The 19789-nt window shown below is 59.0% G+C and carries 16 protein-coding genes; 11 read left to right on the top strand and 5 right to left on the bottom strand.

What is annotated here, in order from left to right; translation table 11 throughout:
• Positions 1 to 605: 605 nt before the first annotated feature.
• Positions 606 to 1451 (top strand): hypothetical protein, encoded by an 846-nt coding sequence (locus tag ELX51_RS15520; protein WP_127754371.1) that lies wholly within the window; start codon positions 606 to 608, stop codon positions 1449 to 1451.
• A gap of 611 nt (positions 1452 to 2062) precedes the next feature.
• On the opposite strand, the gene ELX51_RS15515 is transcribed toward ELX51_RS15520, so the two are convergent.
• From ELX51_RS15515 to ELX51_RS15505, 3 genes are read right to left on the bottom strand one after another with little or no spacing between them, the layout of a single operon-like run.
• Positions 2063 to 2422 (bottom strand): hypothetical protein, encoded by a 360-nt coding sequence (locus tag ELX51_RS15515; RefSeq protein WP_127754370.1) that lies wholly within the window; start codon positions 2420 to 2422, stop codon positions 2063 to 2065.
• Positions 2419 to 3912, bottom strand: a complete 1494-nt coding sequence (locus tag ELX51_RS15510) for a type IV secretory system conjugative DNA transfer family protein (RefSeq protein ID WP_127754369.1) — start codon at positions 3910 to 3912, stop codon at positions 2419 to 2421. The genes ELX51_RS15515 and ELX51_RS15510 overlap by 4 nt, the downstream gene beginning before the upstream one ends.
• Positions 3913 to 4188, bottom strand: a complete 276-nt coding sequence (locus ELX51_RS15505) for a hypothetical protein (protein WP_127754368.1) — start codon at positions 4186 to 4188, stop codon at positions 3913 to 3915. It lies immediately after the preceding gene.
• 205 nt (positions 4189 to 4393) lie between these two features.
• On the opposite strand from ELX51_RS15505, the gene mobQ reads away from it, so the two are divergent.
• From mobQ to ELX51_RS15490, 3 genes are all read left to right on the top strand, one after another.
• On the top strand, positions 4394 to 5485 hold the full coding sequence (mobQ, locus tag ELX51_RS15500; RefSeq protein WP_127754367.1) for a MobQ family relaxase: 1092 nt from the start codon (positions 4394 to 4396) through the stop codon (positions 5483 to 5485).
• A gap of 152 nt (positions 5486 to 5637) precedes the next feature.
• The gene (locus ELX51_RS20160; protein ID WP_206524642.1) at positions 5638 to 6489 is read left to right on the top strand and encodes a hypothetical protein; all 852 of its coding nucleotides are present in this window, start codon (positions 5638 to 5640) and stop codon (positions 6487 to 6489) included.
• 112 nt (positions 6490 to 6601) lie between these two features.
• Entirely contained in the window at positions 6602 to 7144 is a 543-nt protein-coding gene (locus ELX51_RS15490) for a hypothetical protein (RefSeq protein WP_127754366.1), read from the top strand.
• A gap of 201 nt (positions 7145 to 7345) precedes the next feature.
• Here the strand turns inward: ELX51_RS15490 and ELX51_RS20440 are convergent, their stop codons facing one another.
• The gene (locus ELX51_RS20440; protein ID WP_282567562.1) at positions 7346 to 7477 is read right to left on the bottom strand and encodes a hypothetical protein; all 132 of its coding nucleotides are present in this window, start codon (positions 7475 to 7477) and stop codon (positions 7346 to 7348) included.
• 47 nt (positions 7478 to 7524) lie between these two features.
• A complete protein-coding gene (locus tag ELX51_RS15485) occupies positions 7525 to 7806 on the bottom strand; it encodes a hypothetical protein (RefSeq protein ID WP_127754365.1) in 282 nt (93 codons plus the stop codon).
• An 84-nt stretch (positions 7807 to 7890) separates the two neighbouring features.
• Here ELX51_RS15485 and ELX51_RS15480 point away from each other — a divergent pair, with 84 nt between their 5' ends.
• From ELX51_RS15480 to ELX51_RS15450, 7 genes are all read left to right on the top strand, one after another.
• Positions 7891 to 8079, top strand: coding sequence for a hypothetical protein (locus ELX51_RS15480; protein ID WP_127754364.1), 189 nt, complete (start codon positions 7891 to 7893; stop codon positions 8077 to 8079).
• 961 nt (positions 8080 to 9040) lie between these two features.
• A complete protein-coding gene (locus ELX51_RS15475) occupies positions 9041 to 9934 on the top strand; it encodes a zincin-like metallopeptidase domain-containing protein (protein ID WP_127754363.1) in 894 nt (297 codons plus the stop codon).
• Between the two features lie 150 nt (positions 9935 to 10084).
• The gene (locus ELX51_RS15470; protein ID WP_127754362.1) at positions 10085 to 10516 is read left to right on the top strand and encodes a hypothetical protein; all 432 of its coding nucleotides are present in this window, start codon (positions 10085 to 10087) and stop codon (positions 10514 to 10516) included.
• Between the two features lie 185 nt (positions 10517 to 10701).
• Positions 10702 to 13914: a helicase-related protein gene (locus ELX51_RS15465; RefSeq protein WP_127754361.1), complete on the top strand. Its 3213-nt coding sequence runs from the start codon at positions 10702 to 10704 to the stop codon at positions 13912 to 13914.
• Positions 13911 to 14681 carry a DUF4391 domain-containing protein gene (locus ELX51_RS15460; RefSeq protein WP_127754360.1) on the top strand — a complete coding sequence of 257 codons (771 nt, stop codon included), beginning with the start codon at positions 13911 to 13913 and terminating at the stop codon, positions 14679 to 14681. Before ELX51_RS15465 ends, ELX51_RS15460 begins: the two co-directional genes overlap by 4 nt.
• Positions 14682 to 14699: 18 nt before the next feature.
• A complete protein-coding gene (locus ELX51_RS15455; RefSeq protein ID WP_127754359.1) occupies positions 14700 to 16799 on the top strand; it encodes a site-specific DNA-methyltransferase in 2100 nt (699 codons plus the stop codon).
• A gap of 10 nt (positions 16800 to 16809) precedes the next feature.
• A complete protein-coding gene (locus tag ELX51_RS15450) occupies positions 16810 to 19788 on the top strand; it encodes a DEAD/DEAH box helicase family protein (RefSeq protein ID WP_127754358.1) in 2979 nt (992 codons plus the stop codon).
• The last annotated feature ends 1 nt before the right edge of the window (position 19789 follow it).

Here is a 19789-nt window from a genome sequence, read left to right as displayed (position 1 = left end):
ACTAAAGGCGAACTCGGGTGACTCAGCGCTGGCGCCTATTGAAGGCACCGGCCACCCGAGAACCACTGGGGGCGATGGCAGGCTAGTTATCGTGCATTGGCGGCTGAGGTTGCATCTGCTCGACCGCACTAAAATGCACACCCGACCGGATAGGTTCAAGGTCTCAGCATACCAAATATTGTTGCCACGAGGATGTTGCCACAAAGGTCAAACACATTCGGCGTCAGATCGGCCGAGGCATGAGCATAAGTCGAGCCTAGCCCCGCAATTGAAACGAGTAGCAGCGCCACGAGAAATCTGTTTGGGTCTATCTTCATCTGAGTTCTCTCTTGGGCGAGAGAACCTTGGCTTATGCGCCAAGGAACTTGCTCGCCCATCAAAGGGTCGAAACAAATTCCTCGGCGTGGCTTGCTCTTCGACCTGCGCGTCACGCGCGGTCTTATCCACCCCAAGTTAGAAGGGTGTCATTACTTGCCCATACGTATTCCGGGCTGACAGTAAACTGGGGAGGCGCAGCAAGAGCCTTTGCCCAGCACGCCACAAGGGCGCTATAGTTGATAAGTGGTTAACATAGTGACCAGTCATGCAGAGCGCAAGGGGCCGCGTTGAATCAGAAGCTCGGCCGCAAGAAGAGCCTGAGCCGCAAGGTCATCATGGCAGGCGAAGAGCGGTGCGTTTACTGCGCCGATCCACCTGATACGCTCGAACACATGCCGCCGAAGACGATGTTCAAGGACCGATACCGGCTCAGCGGTATGGAGTTTCCCTGCTGTGAGCCGTGCAACAACGGGACGAGCGCGGCCGACCTGGTGGCGGCGTTCATGTCAAAGATCGGGCCGCTCATTGGCAAGGGCGATTGGGAGCTTGCCGACAATCACCGCCAGGCGTGGATGCTGCGGAAGAAGGCGCCCGGCTTCCTTGAGGAGCTTTTCGGTCCCAAGGCGAACTCCGAACCTATCCTGTTCAAGACCGACGGCGGCGTTCTGCTCGACCGGGTGCAAATTCGCACCGGCCCCATCGGGTCTGCCTGTCTGGACGTGTTCAGCGCCAAGCTCGGGATGGCGCTCTACCGGGAGCACATCGGCACCAACCTACCCCTTACCGGGGCCGTCAACGCCATGTGGTTCACGAATGTCGGGCTGGGCCAGGATACTGCGGACACGCTTCTCTCCATTCTACCGGGTTTGAACGCTCTCCGGCAGGGCAAGTCGGACTCACTGGGGCAATTCGCCTACCGCTTCAACAGCGATGGTGTCGGCATGTTCTCGTGCCTCGCCAGTTTCCACAAAGGCCTGCACGTCATGCTCTTCGCTATGGCCGATCCGGAGCTGTACGACATTCCCGTGGTGATCGAGACGCAGCGTGTCACGCGGCCGGGCGGCTTGCTGGCGATGATGCCCAAGCCCGCCCGGCCCCATAACTGGAACATACCGCTCCTTGGCACACCCTAGCGGGTGATGCCGTTGGCCCTTGTTACAGCATCGTCATGACAGCCCCCAGCACCACGGCACCCAGAAGGTCGAAGATGTTGCTGGTCAGGTCAGTCGGCGAGAAGCACACCATAGCCGCCATACACTAGCCGCGTGGCGCCGGGCCAATGCAGCGGCAATCTCGTTCGGCTTTCATTGTGTTGGCGGCGTACTCTCCCAGCTGAGTGACAGCGGAGCTACGTCGATCCTGGCAACGGCGGAGGTGTTCGACGTAGGCCGTTACAGCGTCGTCCCAGCGTTGAGGGATAGGCCACTCCATACCCTATCAGGCTCATGTGACTCTATGGCAGCTTACGAGCAGCGCCCACAGCACATCAGGCGATAACATGGGCGCGCGGCGGTAGCTAACAACTAACGCAAATGGTAGGCACCGGGGAAACGCTTATGCATACTGACTTCTATAAATGAAGACAATCCTCCCCTGATGCGGGAGGGCGACCCAAGCGTTGACATCCCTCAGCCTGATGGGCCTCCCTATCCTCCCCTATGCGGGAGGGTGCCCCGGAGCTAGTCTCCGGGGCCACTTCAACCGGTTCACACACACCCTCAGCCCGGATCGAGGCCAATTGTGACTACGCTTGCCATTGTTGTGCGAGATGGTTCAAGCGCTCTTGATATCCTGGGGTGGGGGCGAATGCATGTAGTGCAATTACCACGTTTAGAAGCCCAAGGGTCACCTCGGTGCGATTGTCCGCGGTGAGATAGTCGCCCAGCTTAGTATGAATTATTGCGTATAGAGTGCTGGCATCAGCGCCTTCGGGCAGCGGGGGTTGATTGATAGACGAGAGGTAGTCATTGACCACTATGAGGGCATTCGGAGGAATAGTGTAGTCACGGCCAAATTGCTCGGCGGCTACCGATGCGAGCACCTGCATAAAATGCTGTGAGGGTTCGGCGCCCTGCTCGATTTGATCTCGTACCTGTTCAATCACTTTTGGATCCTATAGTTGGGATTACTGAAGTGGAATATACGGCCTAGTTTCGCCGGGCTTCGCCCGCGTATCAGACAAATCATTTGATCCGCGGGAAGTTCTAGAATTTCCGAGACGCTGAGTAGGCTTTCCTTGACTTCAGACTGGCTGGTGGCTTGGTCATTGCTTATCTTCTGGAAGGTCTTTCCCTCACTCAGGACGGTCTTGAAACCACACGCGTCCGACAGCCATTTCGCGGTTCGGAGATCGGCGCGGCCGAGATTGAAAACCCGCGTGGTGGCGCAGGAACCCAGAATGGTGTCAGCCGCATACTGGCCATAGACAGCTTCGAGGCTGCCCCGATCTTGCAGCACGAAGATCGTTTCAAGTGACATGCCAGCGGCCACGGTGGCAATATCGACGATGCGCTGCATGAACCCCAACCTGGTGAATTCGTCAGCGACAAACAGCACCGGCTGCTCGGCCTTGCCCCGGTCATCCTGTTGCACCATCACGGCCAACAACAAGTTGGTCAACAGACGCAGGAAACCAGCCTGAGGACCGATCTGGTCCAAGGGAATGACGATGAACAGATCGACATTACCCTTGAGCAGCAGATCGAGCTGGAATCCCTTCTCGGGTGCGAGGAAGGCACGCATATGCCCGGCACTTGTCCATTTAAGTGAGCGCGCCACAGTAGAGAGAATTGCGCCCCGTTCCTTGTCGCCCATTTGGAGGAGCGACCCCGCCAACTCGGCAGCGCGGCCGCCGGCCAGGTCAGAGGCGTCCGACCAGGCGGCCAGCGTGTCGAGGAAATTGGCATTGAGCACCAGGCTCCGAACGTCGTGGAGGTTGGCCTTTGCCCCTGTCAGTTCATGTACGACCTCGATAGCCGTTTGCAGGATATCCCGCGCTCTGTCCGAAAAATGGGCGCCGTCGCCCGTTTCTGTCAGGACCAACCCGTCGGCGATTACCGCCGCGTCACGGTCTCGGTGACCGTCACGGATGAAAGACAGAGGATTATAGGCAAAGCCCCTCGTTTTGGTGGTGCGGAACGGGTCAAGCATGACCACCTTTCGGTCGGTCGTTTCCCGACGCTTGCCAGTGATGGTGGCCAGCTCGCCCTTGATGTCCAACGCGACAACAGGACCGACATGATCGAGGATTGCCGGCACCAGCGCCGAAACGGATTTGCCGCCCCGAGTGCCGGCGATGACGGCATGGTGCCCCCCGAGCCACCCCTTCTCATCGTCCTTGACATAGCGGACGATTTTGCCGGCATGGATGCCTAGCGGCAATCCACCCCTGTTCCGGCCCAGGTGTTTGAGGTCCACCTCATCCAGAAAACCCCCGCGCCATGGGCCACCTTCGGCGGTGCGGTCAACGGGATGCTTCCGGCGCCAGTCACGCATCCACTCGCGGCCGAATAGACCCCACAATACCCAAATGAAGAATCCAACGACGGCGACAAAGAGGGCCCAGCCCAGAAGGTCGGTGGGAAACTGCGGCATTCACTCGTCCTTCGGCAGCCCGTCGAGGAAGGTGGCGAGAAAATCCCGATCCCTTTGCCTCGTATGGAAGTCGAGGAGATGTCGTTCCACGTAGGCCCTTAACTTTGGGTTGCGCTTCATATCGGCCAGCAGGAACGAGCCTAACAAGACGTGAAGCCGATCGGTGCGCTTCGTGTCCTGGCGGAGCTGTCGAACCTTGTGCTGGTCGAGTTGGGCTTCGATGCGGGCCTTCTGGGCTTCCAGTTCGTTAATGCGGTTGGTTTTGGAAGCGGACATTAGGGAGGCAAGGGCCTTGAAGTTGGAAATGCGCGCTTATACATTACTGCGTAACGTGCGCGTCCTCAATGGGGCTTTGCCCCAGCCGGACGGCTTCCCCAGCATCGACCAGTGGTCGAAATGGGGATGTCCCGCACAATCCCCAAACCCCCGCGCCAGCATCATGCCTGCTGGACCGCAATGGTGAGCGAGGAAGGGAAGGGCTATGGCCATTTACCGTTTGTCTGCCCAGGTCATTTCCCGCGCTGATGGTCGATCAGCCACGGCGGCTGCGGCCTATCGTTCTGGCGGGCGCATTGCCGATGAGCGCACTGGCCTAGTCCACGACTATGAGCGGCGCAGCGGCATCCTGCATGAGGAAATCATGGCGCCGGCCGACACGCCGGACTGGATGCTGGACCGTGAGGCCCTGTGGAACACGGTCGAGCGCGTCGAGAAACGCAGTGATGCGCAGCTTTGCCGTGAGGTGCAATTGGCCTTGCCCCACGAGCTGGGCAGGGCGGCGCAGTTGGAGCTGGTGCGCGGCTTTGTCGGTCGAGCGTTCGTGACCCATGGCATGATCGCCGATATTGCCATCCATGCCTCGCACCGCAAAGGCGATGCGCGCAATGAGCACGCCCATGTCATGCTCACCTTACGGCAAATTACCCAGGCCGGTTTCGGTAACAAGGACCGGTCCTGGAATGATCGCGCGCTCCTAGGTCAATGGCGTGAGGAGTGGGCCGAGCATGTCAATCATGCCCTGGACCGCGCCGGGCATCAGGAGCGCGTTGACCACCGTACCCTCGAAGCCCAACGCGGTGATGCAGAGCGTCAGGCGGCTGAGGCGCGCGCCGCCAATGACAATGAGCGTGCTGAGGCGCTGGAGGTGGAGGCAGTTGTTCTTGACCGCGAACCGCAGCCGAAAATCGGCCATATCGCCATGGCGCTGGAGCGCCAGGGACAGCGCACCGAGCGCGGCGACCTGTGGCGCACGGTCATGGCGCGGAACCTTGCCCGGTTGCATGGGTGGCTGTCGTTGCAGCGGGAGCGTGTAGCTACCGTCTGGGAGCTTGTGCAGGCTGTATTTGAGCGCGGTCACGGTCGAGCCGCACCACAGCGAGACCGTGATGGTGGCGATGTGGCCGCCAGCGACGTCGGGCGTGCTGCGGATGCACCAGCTTATTCGCAGGAGGAACGTGATCGCTTGCTTGGACGCCGTTCGCCCGGCAGGCCAGAAGATGGAGGCGAGGGCGAGCGGCCGGCGGACACCCCGAAGCCACGAGACAAGAGCCGCGACGATGATCGAGAGCGTTAGCGGCATGGGCATTGAGGGTTGAGTTATCGGCATCGCCGCATTCGAGGGCGTCAGCACCATCGCCTACCTGCCTGGCAATTCTCCGTCAGCCTCTTTTCGTGAAGATTGTACGTTGACGAAAGAGGCTGAACGTGAAACTGTAGGAATAACGAATGGAGGCAGATGTGCAGGCGGATTTTGGTACTCGGCTGGATGATTGGCAGCGCACACTGAACGACGACGGCGCGGACTGGCTGGTCATCCCTTGGCTGACTCAGTGCGCGCGATCGTGGCAAGCGTTTGAGCAAGCAGCCTCGGGCACAACGGCCGCCATGGGGCCGCCAAAGGTCGAGAACTGGAGCGCTGTACAGCTCTTCGCTGGACTTGCATTCTACGGGCGGTACGGCGCCCTGCTTGAGAAGCTCCCGCGCGACCGGCGGCCGGACTGGGTCGCGGCCGCCATCGGATCAGCCGAATGGCTGGTGAGCAAGGCCCCTCCCGCCGCGCACGATGAGGTTCCTACTCGTATCATCGTGCTGGCCGCAGGCAGGCAGGCGCTGGACCTGGGGGCGGGGGTGCTCGAACCAAAGGCAGTCGGACTGCTGGGCAACCTGTCGGAAGGGCGTGTTCGCAACCTGATGTCCGGCCAGGAGCCGCAACTTACCTCCGTGCAAGGGCGCATCCCGGCAGCAGAAGCATTGCGGTGGTTGAGCAGCCGTCCAGGGTTTTGGCCCTCTATCTGGCAGGAGGAACAGGTGGCCACAACCGCCATGCCGGACCGATTGCGTGTGCCGCAGGCGGCTGATGGAGGGCTCTTCCATCCGGGCCTGCGTCGCCGCAACGGCTACACGATCGGCGCGAAGGGCAGTGAAGTCACGATCGAGGACTTCGATACGGCCCTGAAGGCTCTGGCAAAGATGAGTGAGCCGCGCTGGCGACGACCCAACGAGCAGGGCAATTGGGGCATCGTCAGAGCCGTGGCCTGGGTCGAAATTGACCGGCGCGAGCTGTCCCACCAGTCCTAGACCCCGAGCGCGGTGCTGGTCACCGACGCTAGCATCAAACGAACTTATCCAATTCGGCGTGTCACCGTTAGCCGGTGGCTCGACCGTTCACGCGCGTCAAAAAGGAGAAAACATGAACGCCAACGAGATATTGCAGCGTCTGGTCACTATGGAACCGGTGCGGACTTCGGACCTGCCCTCTGACCAGCGGGGCATCTACGCCCTGATCGATCATGAAGGTCGGATCAGCTATATCGGCTCCACCAGCGCGGCGAACGAAAACTTTCGTAAGCGCATCCACGCCCGGCACCGGACGGGCTCGGAGACTTACAGCCACTACTTTTCCAAGGTCTACAACTGCGGGCGCATGTACCGGTGTCGCCTGTCGCAGCAGGGGCATCCCGACGCCGACACCGCCAAGCGCCTGCGCTCCCTGTTCGTCTTGGAATATTGCCGCGCCGTCTATGTGCCCATCGACGGCAGCAAGCCCGAAATCGAGCGTCTTGAGGCGGAAGTCATCAAGCTTGCGCCGGCTTCGCACACTCGCTGGAACCGCGCCACCGGTCTGACCTATCCCGAGCCCAGCGATCTGGTCGATGCGCTCATTGAAAAGCTTCGCCTCGGTCTGCCCGAACGCGAGGCGGTTGAGCGGCAGCGGCGGCTCGCCGACGGCTAAGGCCTGACTCCCTTGGCCGGGGTTAAGGCCTGACAGCGGGAAAGAACGCCTCTTTCTGTGTGTTGCGATCAACTTGCCCGGATAGCTTGCTATCCGGGCCTTCTTGTATGCCGTCTATTCCATTTCATCGACGCGCATGTCTCGAACAAAGGCCCGGATGGCCTCCACGTTGGTGGTGACGGAATACAGATTGCACATGCGCTACACGTCGATCCCGAGTTCGCGCAGCAGGCCTCGGCAGGTCACCTCGCCCTCGTCGGCGCATTCAGCTTCGCGGCGGTGCGCTGGGACATTCTCGAAGCGCCGAAGGTCGGCGAGGAGCTTGCGTACCAAACGCTCACGCTCCCGTACCGCTGCACCAGTATCCGGCACGCGACTGATCAATTGGCACCGACCCGATCTTCTGCAATTGCCTTGTCCACCAGCTCCTCAATCTCATCGAAGATGACGACGATCAGCAGCTCGCGTTCGCTATCGGTTTCGCCGGCAACCGCTGGCACCTTGAGTGTGAAGCGGCGCAGCTCATGATCGCGCCGAAGGCAGAAGCCGCAGCGGAACTCGATAAAGCCGGCCTCGCTCCACAGGTCCACCATGAACGTCGCGATATACTGGATGTATTTTGAGGAAAGCTCGGCGCTCAACCGATCCACCAATGCCTTCATGGCCACCTCCGCCCGATGAGCTTATCGCCCTTATCCCCGTCCACGCCAGAGGCCGTATCCTTGCGTCATAGCAAGGAGATGACCATGAGACTTGATCGAGAAGGCAGGCGCACCGTGGCCCAGTTCCTCAACGGCGTTGCGGTGGCGGTGGTGGCGACCATGCTCCTCGCGCCCATGGCAGGTGGAAAGGTGGATATCGGGACGGCCGTTTTGGGAGCCATGTGCGCGCTCACGTTGCACGCGATGGCGCTGTTCGTGGCCGCAAGGCGCTAGCGGCAGGCTAGCTCGTCAGGACAACCGCAATGACGCCACACGAAATGCCGATGCACACCAGCAGTGCCACATCGATGGACGACCATGGGTGCTTGATCCGATCCAACTGGACGACCGAGGGTTCCTGCGTTGTTTCGACTTTGATGGGTGGTTGGTCGGGTTGGGGTCTGGCACGCAGCACGTGGGCTAGCTTGAATCGCGACGGTGGGCCGCCCCACTTCATGCGGCGAAAGCGGTAGAGATTGGTGTGGCTTCGTTGGGACTGTTGGTCTACGTCGGGCGTCATCAGTCTGCGTCAAAACATAGTTCGCAGAGACCATGGGCGCGCCCGTGACGCTGTTGTACGGCGTGCAACAGCGCAGGCACTCGGTATCGGCGCTGGCAATTCGATTGCGCTGGGCTTGTTCGGATCGGCCAGTCTCGATGTCACGCTGTGCCTGTTCGCGGCGTGCGAGTTCCGCCGCGACTTCTTCTTTCGTAAATCCTGCCATGCCCGATCCTCCCGTCTTGGCAGAATGTCGGGACATGGTTTGTCTTGCAACAACCGCTGGTCGTGGGCCTTAACAATCACTTCCTCAATTGCCAGACCATTGAGAGGCCGCTCACCTGGGGCGGACGGACCTTTTTGGGAGATAGGGCGAACTGACGGGCCATTGGCTGTGCCCCGAGCCTAAGGTCTCGGCCATGCGGTAGCTGTCCCGTTCGCGGCATGAGCATGCTTCTCCTACAGATTGCTGCCGTGGGCGACTTCTTCTTTCTGGGTGGGGCTGCGCCCCCCTTTTCCCGTCAAGCACTAGACGCCCATGGGCGCGACCCTGGCGGTCTCCCCACCCTTCCTCCCGCTGGTCGTGCAGGCCGGGTGATCCCCCTCCACCAGGGTCGGTGCTGGACACTCAAAGTCCCCCTCATTGCCGGGAGCTAGCCCGGGTTCATGCGAACCCGCAAGCTAGGAGAAACCGACGTGAAGAAAGACCTCTATCAGACCGTAACGGACACCATCATCAAGGACTTGAAGTTTGGTATTCGGCCATGGATGCAACCGTGGGAAACCGGTGGTGAAGGCGGCCAGCTCAACCGGCCATTGCGCGCCAATGGTGCGGCCTATCAGGGAATCAACGTGCTGATGCTTTGGGCATCGGCCAGCGAGAACGGTTTTTTGTCGCCAACCTGGATGTCGTTCAAGCAGGCGCAGGAATTAGGTGCCCATGTGCGCAAGGGTGAAAAAGGCACCATGGTAGTTTACGCCGGAACCCTGACCCGCACCGAGATCAACGAACAGACTGGCGAGGAAGCAGAGCGCGGTATTCCGTTTCTCAAGTCCTATACCGTTTTCAATGCTGACCAGATCGAGGGACTGCCGGCCAGGTTCCTCCAGCCGCCGGTGGTGATGCTGGACCATTCCCAGCGCATAGAGCAGGTAGACAGGTTTGTTGCTGCCACTGGCGCCGAGGTTCGGAATGGCGGGACGATGGCCTTTTACCAGCCAGACCGGGATATGGTGCAGATGCCAGACTTCCAGGCGTTCCGTGAGCCAGAGGGATATTATGCCACGCTGTTGCACGAGTTGACGCACTGGACGCGCCACAAGTCGCGGCTGGATCGCAGTTTTGGCCGCGAACGCTGGGGCGATGAAGGCTATGCGGCCGAGGAACTGGTGGCGGAATTGGGCGCCGCATTCCTGTGTGCCGATATGCAGATCACCCCGACGGTTCGCAAGGATCATGCCGCCTATATCGGAAACTGGCTGAAGGTGTTGAAGAACGATAAGCGGGCCATTTTCACCGCTGCGTCTTATGCCCAGAAGGCCGCCGACTATCTGACCGGGTTGCAGAAGGCGAAGGAGGCCGCCGCGTAAGCGGTGCTCACTTTGCGGGTCTCAAAAATTGCGGAGCCTGCCCATGGGCAGGCGCCGAAGGCTTGCTGGGCAAGCAGTTGGAGTGGCCTTGCCACACGGGGTGCAGACGGCTCTATTGCCGTCATATGCAGGATGGCCCTGGAGGCGTCGGTGGCAAAAGTATCGGGTGGGGGATTGACCCCATATGGCGTGTTGTTGCTTGCCGACGAATATCGCCTTTCGGGCGATGTGCTTGGGCGTGAGCCTCGCCTGGCGACTGCAAATCCCCGTCGGCTGCTATATCTCCACGCCCTGGAAACGTATCTGCGCGCCTTCCTCTGCCTGTCTGGGCATACCCCGGAAGAAATCCGGAAATTCAATCACGATATCCAGGCCATGCTGACTCAATGCGAGGCGGTTGGGTTGAAGATCAAGCGTCAGTCGCGCCGCTTCATCGAAGCGGTGGCGGCAGCCGGTGACTATGTTCGGGTCCGATATGATATCGACCTAGGCTACAATGGCGGCAACTGGCCACCGCCGCCTCGACCCAATGCCAGCATGGCGCTTTGCTTGAGGCCCTGGACGACATCGCTGGTGCAGTGAGCGCGGCCGTCGGCGGCAGTATTGGCGATAGTGGGGTTGACCCAGTCGATTCCAATTCACCGACCGAAGGATAAATTCGATGTTGTAGGGATGGTCGCCCCCATCCTGGCTTTAAGGTTGCCCCAGAGGTAGATCGTCTGTCACAAACCTTTGGGGCAAATCGAACTTGGGGGATCGGTTCTGGCATGAGGCTTTTACCTAATACCGGCACAAGCCGCGTCATCGACCAAGTTCGAGAATGGTTGGCCGAAGACGACGCCGTTTCGATCATGTCGCCGGATTTCTCCCTCAATGCCTTTTCGGAACTGCGCGACACGCTTGGGAAGGCGGGCAGCGCCCGCTTGGTGATTGGCAATGATGCCGTCAATGGCGCTTCCCTGTCTGGCGGCCCTGCTGACATCGCCTATCGCAATCGGTTGCAGGGCCGATGGCTCGCCAGATCCGCCCATGATTGGCTTAAGAGCAATGCGGAAACGCGCCTAGCGCCAATGACGCCGCCACAATCTATGGTGTTGATTGGTGGCAAGGCGGGTCGGCGTGCTCTACTCGGCACCTGTTCCTTTACCACTGCTGGCCTAGGCATCACGCCCACGGGGCAGATGGGCCTGGTTCAGGCGGCCGATACCGAGGCGGAAGCTCTAGCCTTTGCCGACTGGTTCGAGGCGAATTGGAATTCGCTCAAGGCTCCAACCATGCCCGACCCACTACAGGCCCTCCTGGCCGAGACGGCATCGCAACGGCCGCCGGCCTTGCTCTATTTCAAATTCCTGTTCGAACTGTTCAAGGATTTGGGTGACGAGCTGGACGAGGAGCGCATCGTCAAGTCAGCGACCGGCATCCGCGACACTGCTGTATGGAAAAAGCTCTTCAAGTTCCAGCGCGACGGTGTGGTGGGCGCCATTGATAAGCTTGAGCGCATCGGCGGCTGCATCATCGCCGACAGCGTAGGTCTGGGCAAAACCTTCGAAGCGTTGGCGGTCATCAAGTACTACGAGCTTCGCAATGACCGCGTCCTCGTCCTTTGCCCGAAACGCTTGCGCGACAACTGGACGCTATACAAATCCAATGACAACCGGAATGTCCTGGCAGGGGACCGGCTTAACTACGACGTGCTGAACCATACCGATTTGTCCCGTGAAGGTGGCATGTCGGGTGACATCGACCTGACACACGTCAACTGGGGCAACTACGACCTTGTCGTGATCGATGAGTCCCACAATTTCCGTAACAAGACGACACATAGAGACCACGACACTCGATACGACCACTTGATGAAGCGCATCATCAAGGCAGGCGTAAAGACCAAGGTGTTGATGCTCTCGGCCACCCCGGTCAACAATCGGCTGGCTGATCTGAAGAACCAGATTGCCTTCATGACCGAAGGCGACGACATGGCCTTGGCGGGCCATGGCATTGCCAGCATAGAGACGACGATCCGCAAGGCGCAGGGCCAGTTCAACCGGTGGCTCGACCTCGCCGAGACCGAACGCCGACCGTCACGTCTCATGGACATGCTGGGCTTTGACTACTTCAAGCTCCTGGACATGCTGACCATCGCACGATCCCGCAAGCATGTGCAGCGGTACTATGGCACTGCCGAAACCGGCCAGTTTCCGGACCGGCTACGTCCGGTCAACATCAAGTCCGACGTTGATCTTGCCGGCGAGTTCCGCCCGATCCGCGAGATCAACAATGAGATCAGACGCCTCAAGCTCGGCGCCTATGCGCCGATGCGGTATGTACTGCCACATAAGCAGGCCGCTTATGACGCCAAATACAGCACCAGCATTCGTGGCGGCGAGAGCATTTTCCGCCAGGCAGATCGAGAGGAGAGCCTGATCCACCTGATGCGCGTCAACATTCTGAAGCGCATGGAAAGTTCTGTGGCCTCCTTCTCTCTTACGATCAAGCGCCAGCTGGACGATGTGAATTCCCTGCTGTCCAAGATCGAGAACCACGACGATTCCGTCGATGAATTGGCGGTTGATGACATCGACGTGGATGATGCGGCCTTCGAGGCGCTGCTTGTCGGCCGCAAGGTCAAGGTCCTCTTGCAAGACGTTGACCGTGTCCGCTGGCAGCAAGACCTGATCGAAGATCGAAACCGGTTGATGACGCTCCGCTCTGCGGCCCAGGCGGTGACCGCTGACCGCGATGCCAAGCTTGCTGACCTAAGAAAGCTGATCGCCGCCAAGGTGACGGCGCCGCTCAATGCGGGGAACCGCAAAATCCTGCTCTTCACCGCCTTCGCTGATACGGCTGACTACCTCTATAGGGAGTTGGCGGGTTGGGCGCGGGACACCCACGGGGTCAACGCCGCCGTCGTCACCGGCACCGGCGCCAACAAGACCACGCTTGGCGGCATTCGCTCGGATATGAGTTCTATCCTCAGCGCCTTCTCACCCCGCTCCAAGGAGCGCCCGGCCAATATGGCGGGCGAAGGGGAAATCGACTTGCTCATTGCCACCGACTGCATTTCCGAAGGCCAAAACCTTCAGGACTGCGACTTCCTGGTGAACTACGACATTCACTGGAATCCGGTTCGGATCATTCAGCGCTTCGGCCGCGTGGACCGCATCGGTTCAACCAACGCCCGAATCCAACTGGTCAATTTCTGGCCTAATATGGAGCTGGACGAATATCTTGATCTGGAATCCCGCGTCAGCGGTCGCATGGTGCTGCTGGACGTTTCCGCCACCGGCGAGGAGAACGTCATCGAGTTTCAGGCCGGCAACCAGATGAACGACCTGGAATACCGCCGCGCCCAGCTGCAGCAGATGCAAGACGCCGTAATCGACCTCGAAGACCTATCCAGCGGCGTTTCCATTGCCGATCTTACCCTCAATGACTTCCGCATCGATCTGTCCGGCTATTTGCGGGAGAACAGAGAGCGGCTGGAGGCCTTGCCGCTTGGAACCTATGCCGTGGTCACGACGCCGGACGATCAATTCGGTAGTGGCGACAATCCCATCCCACCCGGCGCCATCTTCTGCCTGAGGGCGGTTGGCGAAGCCGCAGAAAGCGCCGCCGAACCAGGCTACCCCTTGAGCCCCCATTTCGTCGTACATGTCAGCGACGAGGGGGAGGTCCACTTGCCCTATACCCAGGCCAAGCAGGTACTCGACCGGCTCAAGAAGCTGAGCATCGGGCGCGATCTGCCCGATGCTCAAGCCTATGGTCGATTCGACAACGCCACCCGTTTCGGCCGCGATATGGAACCGTACCAGAAGCTTCTGGCCCGCGCCGTTGCCTCGATAGCCGGCAAGAGCGAGGAGCGGGCCGTCGCCAGTCTATTTTCGCCAGGTGGTACTCATGCCCTTAAGGGTGAGTTTGCCGGGATCAACGATTTTGAGGTCGTGGCCTTCTTGGTCGTCGTGCCCGAAACGGAGGGACCATGACCGCCGACGGCGTTATTGGCACCATTGTCGAAGCGCTGGCCCTGCCGGCCAGTGCGCGGGTCGATGCCCGCGTCCCCAAAAAAATGCTGGTAGAACAAGGCGCGCCGACAGCCGCCGACAAACGCGCTATCCAGGACGGAATTGACGAGCTGCAATGGTTTGCCGCCTGCAAGCCCGCGACCATCGGTGTGCCGTCTTTTGCAGATGAAACACGGGACTATCTGGAAATCGCCATCATCGGTTGCGCCTTTCGCCCGGCGGCGAAGAGCACGCGGCTGATCGAGCTGATCCACCGTGCGGTTCCATACCCGGTACTGCTCATCACCGCCAACGCCAACGGCGCTGTCATATCCGTCGCGCATAAACGTAAGGCCCAGAACGAGGTCGATCGCGTCGTCATCGACCATGTTGTCGCCACCACTGACCAGCGGCTTGATCCGGCAGATGTCGTGCAGCGCGCCTTCCTGCAAAGCCTTGCCCTGCCGCAGCAGAACCGGGCAGACCTCCATGCCCTCTATTCCGGCTGGCTTGCCCGCATCGAAGCACTAAACGCCGCGCAGGTGTCCGGCGCCTTTGTGGCGACAAACGACAGCACCGCCATTTCGCGGCGGCGCGCGGCCCTGGACGACCACTCGCGCCTGACCAAGGAAATTGAAGCCTTGCGCGCCAAGGCCAAGCGCGAGAAGCAGTTGAACCGCCTTGTCGATTTGAACTTGGCGATTCAGCGTGTGGAAGCTGAACTTGCCAACATAATGCAAAGCATTTGACCTGAGAAAGCCGTGCCAATGCCCAAGATCGAAAAGCTAACCCTCAATGACCCAGAAACCCAGAGCGCAGATCTGGTTGCTGGCAATGTCGAGGCTCTGAGCACGCTCTTCCCCGAGGCATTCACTGAAGGCACGGTCGATTTTGAAGTTCTGAAGCAACTTCTCGGCGGCGCCGTTGATGAGCACGACGAAAAATATGGGCTCAACTGGCACGGCAAGCGCAAGGCGCGTCAGATTGCGCTGGCACCCTCCACCGGTACGCTGTTGCCTTGCCCCGAGGACAGTCTGAATTGGGATACGACCAGGAACCTTGTTATTGAGGGCGACAACCTAGAGGTGCTCAAGATTCTTCGAAAGAGCTACGCTGGAAAAGTAAATCTCATCTACATTGATCCACCGTACAACACAGGCAAGGACTTCGTCTATCCGGACAACTTTCAAGACGGCATTAAAAGCTACCTTGAACTTACACGACAGCTCGAAGGCGGCGTGAAGGTTACGTCCAATACCGAGAGTTCGGGGCGTTTTCACACCGACTGGTTAAGCATGATGCTACCCCGCTTGAAGGCGGCGAAAGGCCTTCTAAAGAGGGATGGCGTAGTCATGATCAGCATTGATGATCAAGAATTGGCGAACCTACGCCTCTTGTGCGATGAGATTTTTGGGGCGGAGAATTTTATAGCGACCATTGTCTGGGAGAAGAGTCGTAAGAATGATGCGAAGCTAGTCTCTGTTGGTCACGAGTATGTTGTTGTCTATGCTTCGTCATTGGGGTTTCTGAACGAAAAGAATGTCAAATGGCGAGAAGAAAAGCCTGGCGCCCGTGAGATCTGGCAGCAGTACGTCATTCTCCGCGAGCGGAACGGCTCTGATGATGCTGCCGTCGAGACAGAACTTCAGAAGTGGTACTCTGAGCTTCCCAAAACTCACCCATCGAAAAAATGGAGTCGCTATAAACACGTCGACAAGCATGGTCCGTGGCGCGACGATAATATTTCCTGGCCGGGAGGTGGTGGACCTAGGTACGACGTTATCCATCCGGTGACCAAACTACCATGCGCAGTCCCTGAGAGAGGGTGGGTCTTCGCTCAACCAGATACGATGGCCCGCATGATCGAACTAGGAATCGTAGAATTTCGCGAAGATCATACCGAGCCGCCAGTTAGAAAATCTCACATTCGACCAATAGACTTCGAGTTCATAGGTAAATTCGAAGACACCGAAGAAGATGATGCCGCTGACCTGGTTGATGCCGACGCTGAGGATGAGCTCGCTACACAGGTGCGCGGTTCTTATTTCTACAAGCAAGCGCAGGTTACTGCCAAGTACATGCGGCGATTGATGGGGGCGAAGGTCTTTGACAATCCAAAGGACCATGTAGAAATAGCGCGGCTGATTGAGTATGCGACTGCTGCCGACAAAGACGCGATGATCTTGGACTTTTTTGCTGGAAGCGGCACGACCGGTCAGTCTGTCTGGTCTCTAAACGCGGGAGATCAGGGCAATCGACGATTCATTCTTGTTCAGCTACCGGAGCCACTCGATCCAAGCAAAAAAGAGCAAAAGGCCGCTGCTGCCTTCTGCGATAAGGCTGGAAAGCCGCGAAACATAGCCGAACTAACAAAGGAGCGACTGCGCAGGGCGGCCAAAACTATCGAAAGCGAAGTTACTGTCGGAGCAAGCGATCTTGGTTTTCGCGTGTTCAAACTTGCCCAGTCAAACATCCGCTCATGGGACCCGACCCCGTCGGACATTGAAGGCACCCTGCTTGCCAATTCGGAACACCTGGTTCAAGGCCGGACAGAGCAGGACGTTCTCTATGAACTCCTGCTAAAGCTGGGCCTGGATCTTTGCGTTCCTATTGAACAAAAAGAAATTGCGGGTAAGTCCGTTCATTCCATCGGCGGCGGGACCTTGATCGTTTGCCTTGGTGATGGCCTCACTGGACACGTGGTGGAGGCGCTCGCCAACGGTATTGTCGCGTGGCGCAAGGCGCTGGCACCGGCCGTCGATACCCGCGTCGTGTTTAAAGATTCCAGCTTCGCAGACGACGTCGCCAAGACCAATATGGCTGCCATCCTGAACCAGAACGGCATTCTCGACGTGCGTAGTCTGTGAGGGACCGGCCATGAAGCTCCACTTCGAGCCCGACCTAGATTATCAGCACACTGCTATTGAAGCTGTCTGCGACCTGTTTGCTGGTCAGGAAGTCAACCGCACCGAATTCACTGTCACCCGCCGCGCGTCCACGGGTGCGCAGGGTGAGCTTGGACTGGTCGAAAACGAGCGCGGCATCGGCAACCGTTTAGCCTTGCTCGATGATGAGATCATCGACAACCTAAAAGCCATCCAACTCCGTAACGGCCTGCCGCCTTCCAGCAGTCTCGCCTCTGGCGACTTCACCGTCGAAATGGAAACTGGCACCGGCAAAACCTATGTCTATCTGCGCACCATCTTCGAGCTGAACAAGCGCTTCGGCTTTACCAAGTTCGTTATCGTCGTGCCGTCCGTTGCGATCAAGGAGGGGGTCTATAAGACCCTTCAGATCACTGAGGATCATTTCAAGGGACTCTATTCCGGTCAGCCCTCCGACTATTTTCTCTACGACTCCGCAAAGCTTGGCCAGGTGCGTAATTTCGCTACTAGCCCGACCATCCAGATCATGGTGGTGACCGTCGGCGCCATCAACAAGAAGGACGTCAACAACCTCTATAAGGATAGCGAGAAAACCGGCGGTGAAGCCCCCATCGACTTGATCCGCGCCACAAGCCCGATCATCATCGTGGACGAACCGCAAAGCGTCGACGGTGGCCTTGATGGGCGCGGCAAGCAGGCTTTGGATGCCATGCATCCTCTTTGCACCCTGCGCTATTCGGCCACCCACGCCAACAAGCATCACATGGTCTATCGACTCGATGCCGTCGACGCTTATGAGCGGAAGCTGGTCAAGCAGATCGAGGTGGCTTCGCTTGAAGTCGAGGGCGGCCACAACAAGGCCTATCTCCGGTTCCTATCCGCCAGCAACAAAGGCGGCACCATTACCGCCCGCGTGGAGCTTGACGCGCAGCGTGGCACCAAGGTCCAGCGCCAGGAAGTCACCGTCCAGGATGGCGATGACTTGGAAGAGCTAACCGGCCGCGCCCTCTATAACAATTGCCGCATTGGCGAAATCCGGGTGGGCGATACACCCTTCCTTGAAGTAAAGACTGACGGTTCCGAGGCGTTTCTCAGTGTAGGCGAAGCCGTCGGTGGCGTTGATGCCGACGCCATCAAGCGGTTGATGATCCGCCGCACCATCCAAGAGCATCTAGAGAAGGAAAAGCGTCTTGCGCCGCTCGGCATCAAGGTGCTGAGCCTGTTCTTCATCGACGCCGTGGAGCATTACCGCTCATATGACGAGGCTGGAAACGCCGTTAAGGGCAAATACGCCACCATCTTCGAGGAAGAGTATCGGCGTGCCGCAAAGCTTCCCGACTTTGTAAGCCTGTTCAAGGAAGTGGACGTAACCTCCGACGCTGAAGCGGTTCATGACGGTTACTTCTCAATCGACAAGAACAAACGTTGGTCCGACACAGCCGAGAATAACCAGTCCAACCGTGATAATGCCGAGCGCGCCTACAGCCTCATCATGAAGGACAAGGAAAAGCTCTTGAGTTTCGACACAAAACTCAAGTTCATCTTCTCCCATTCCGCTCTCAAGGAAGGCTGGGACAACCCCAACGTCTTCCAGATATGTGCGCTACGCGAAATGGGCACCGAACGCGAGCGCCGCCAGACCATCGGCCGTGGCCTGCGCCTTTGTGTCAACCAGAAGGGCGAGCGGCTACGGGGCTTTGAGGTCAATACGCTCACCGTGATCGCCACCGAGAGCTACGAGTCCTTCGCCGAAAATCTGCAGAAGGAAATCGAGGCCGATACCGGCATCCGCTTCGGCATTGTCGAAAAGCACCAGTTTGCCAATATCCCGATTCAGCAAGAGGACGGTTCCACCGTCATGCTTGGATTCGATGAATCGGCCGCCATCTACGACTGGCTGAAGGGCGAGGGGTTCATCGACACTAAGGGTAAGGTGCAGGACACGCTACGCACGGCCATCAAGAACGGCACGCTGACCTTGCCCGACGCCTACGCCGCCCACTTGCCCCAGGTCCGGGATGTTCTGCGCAAGATAGCCGGCCGGCTTGAGATCAAGAACGCCGACGAACGCCGTCCGATAGCCGTGCGCAAGGAAGTCTTTCACAGCCCGGAATTTCAGGCGCTGTGGGACCGGGTCAAGCATCTGACAACCTACCGCGTCCAATTCGACAACGACAAGCTTGTTGCCGATTGCGTTAAGGCTATCGCCGAAGGCGCGCCGATAGCGAAGGCGCGGGCAACTATTCGCAAGGCTGACCTTGCCATCGGCCAGGGTGGCGTCATCGCGACGGAAACGTCCACCTCCGGGCCGGTCTCTATCGAGGAGGGCGACATCGTCCTGCCCGATATCTTGACCGACTTGCAGGACCGCACCCAGCTGACCCGGCGCAGCCTGGTGACGATCCTGACCGGAAGCGGTCGCCTTACAGATTTCAAGCGCAACCCCCAGGCCTTCATTGAGCAGGCTGGCGAGCTGATCAACCGCACCAAGCGCCTCGCGCTGGTCGATGGCATCAAATACCAGCGCATCGGCGACGAGCACTTCTATGCCCAGGAGCTGTTCCAGCAGGAGGAGCTGACCGGCTACCTCAAGAACATGCTCGAAGACACCAAGAAGTCCGTGTTCGAGCACGTTGTCTATGACTCCAGCGGCGTCGAGCGCACCTTTGCCGAACAGATGGAAAAGAACGAGGCGGTGAAGGTCTATGCCAAGCTGCCCGGCTGGTTCAAAGTCCCGACCCCGTTGGGAAGCTACAACCCCGACTGGGCAGTGCTGGTGCAGGTCGATGGTCAGGAGCGCCTCTATTTCGTGGTCGAGACCAAGGGCAGCCTCTTCACCGACGACCTGCGAGACCAGGAGGCAGCCAAGATTGCGTGCGGCGTTGCGCACTTCGAAGCTTTGGCTGTGAACGAGAATCCTGCCCGGTACGTGAAGGCCACCAAACTAGATGATGTGATGGAGCACACCTGAA

It is taken from the genome of Devosia sp. 1566 (assembly GCF_004005995.1).
GTDB lineage: Bacteria > Pseudomonadota > Alphaproteobacteria > Rhizobiales > Devosiaceae > Devosia.
This window is presented reverse-complemented; position numbering and strand designations above follow the sequence as displayed.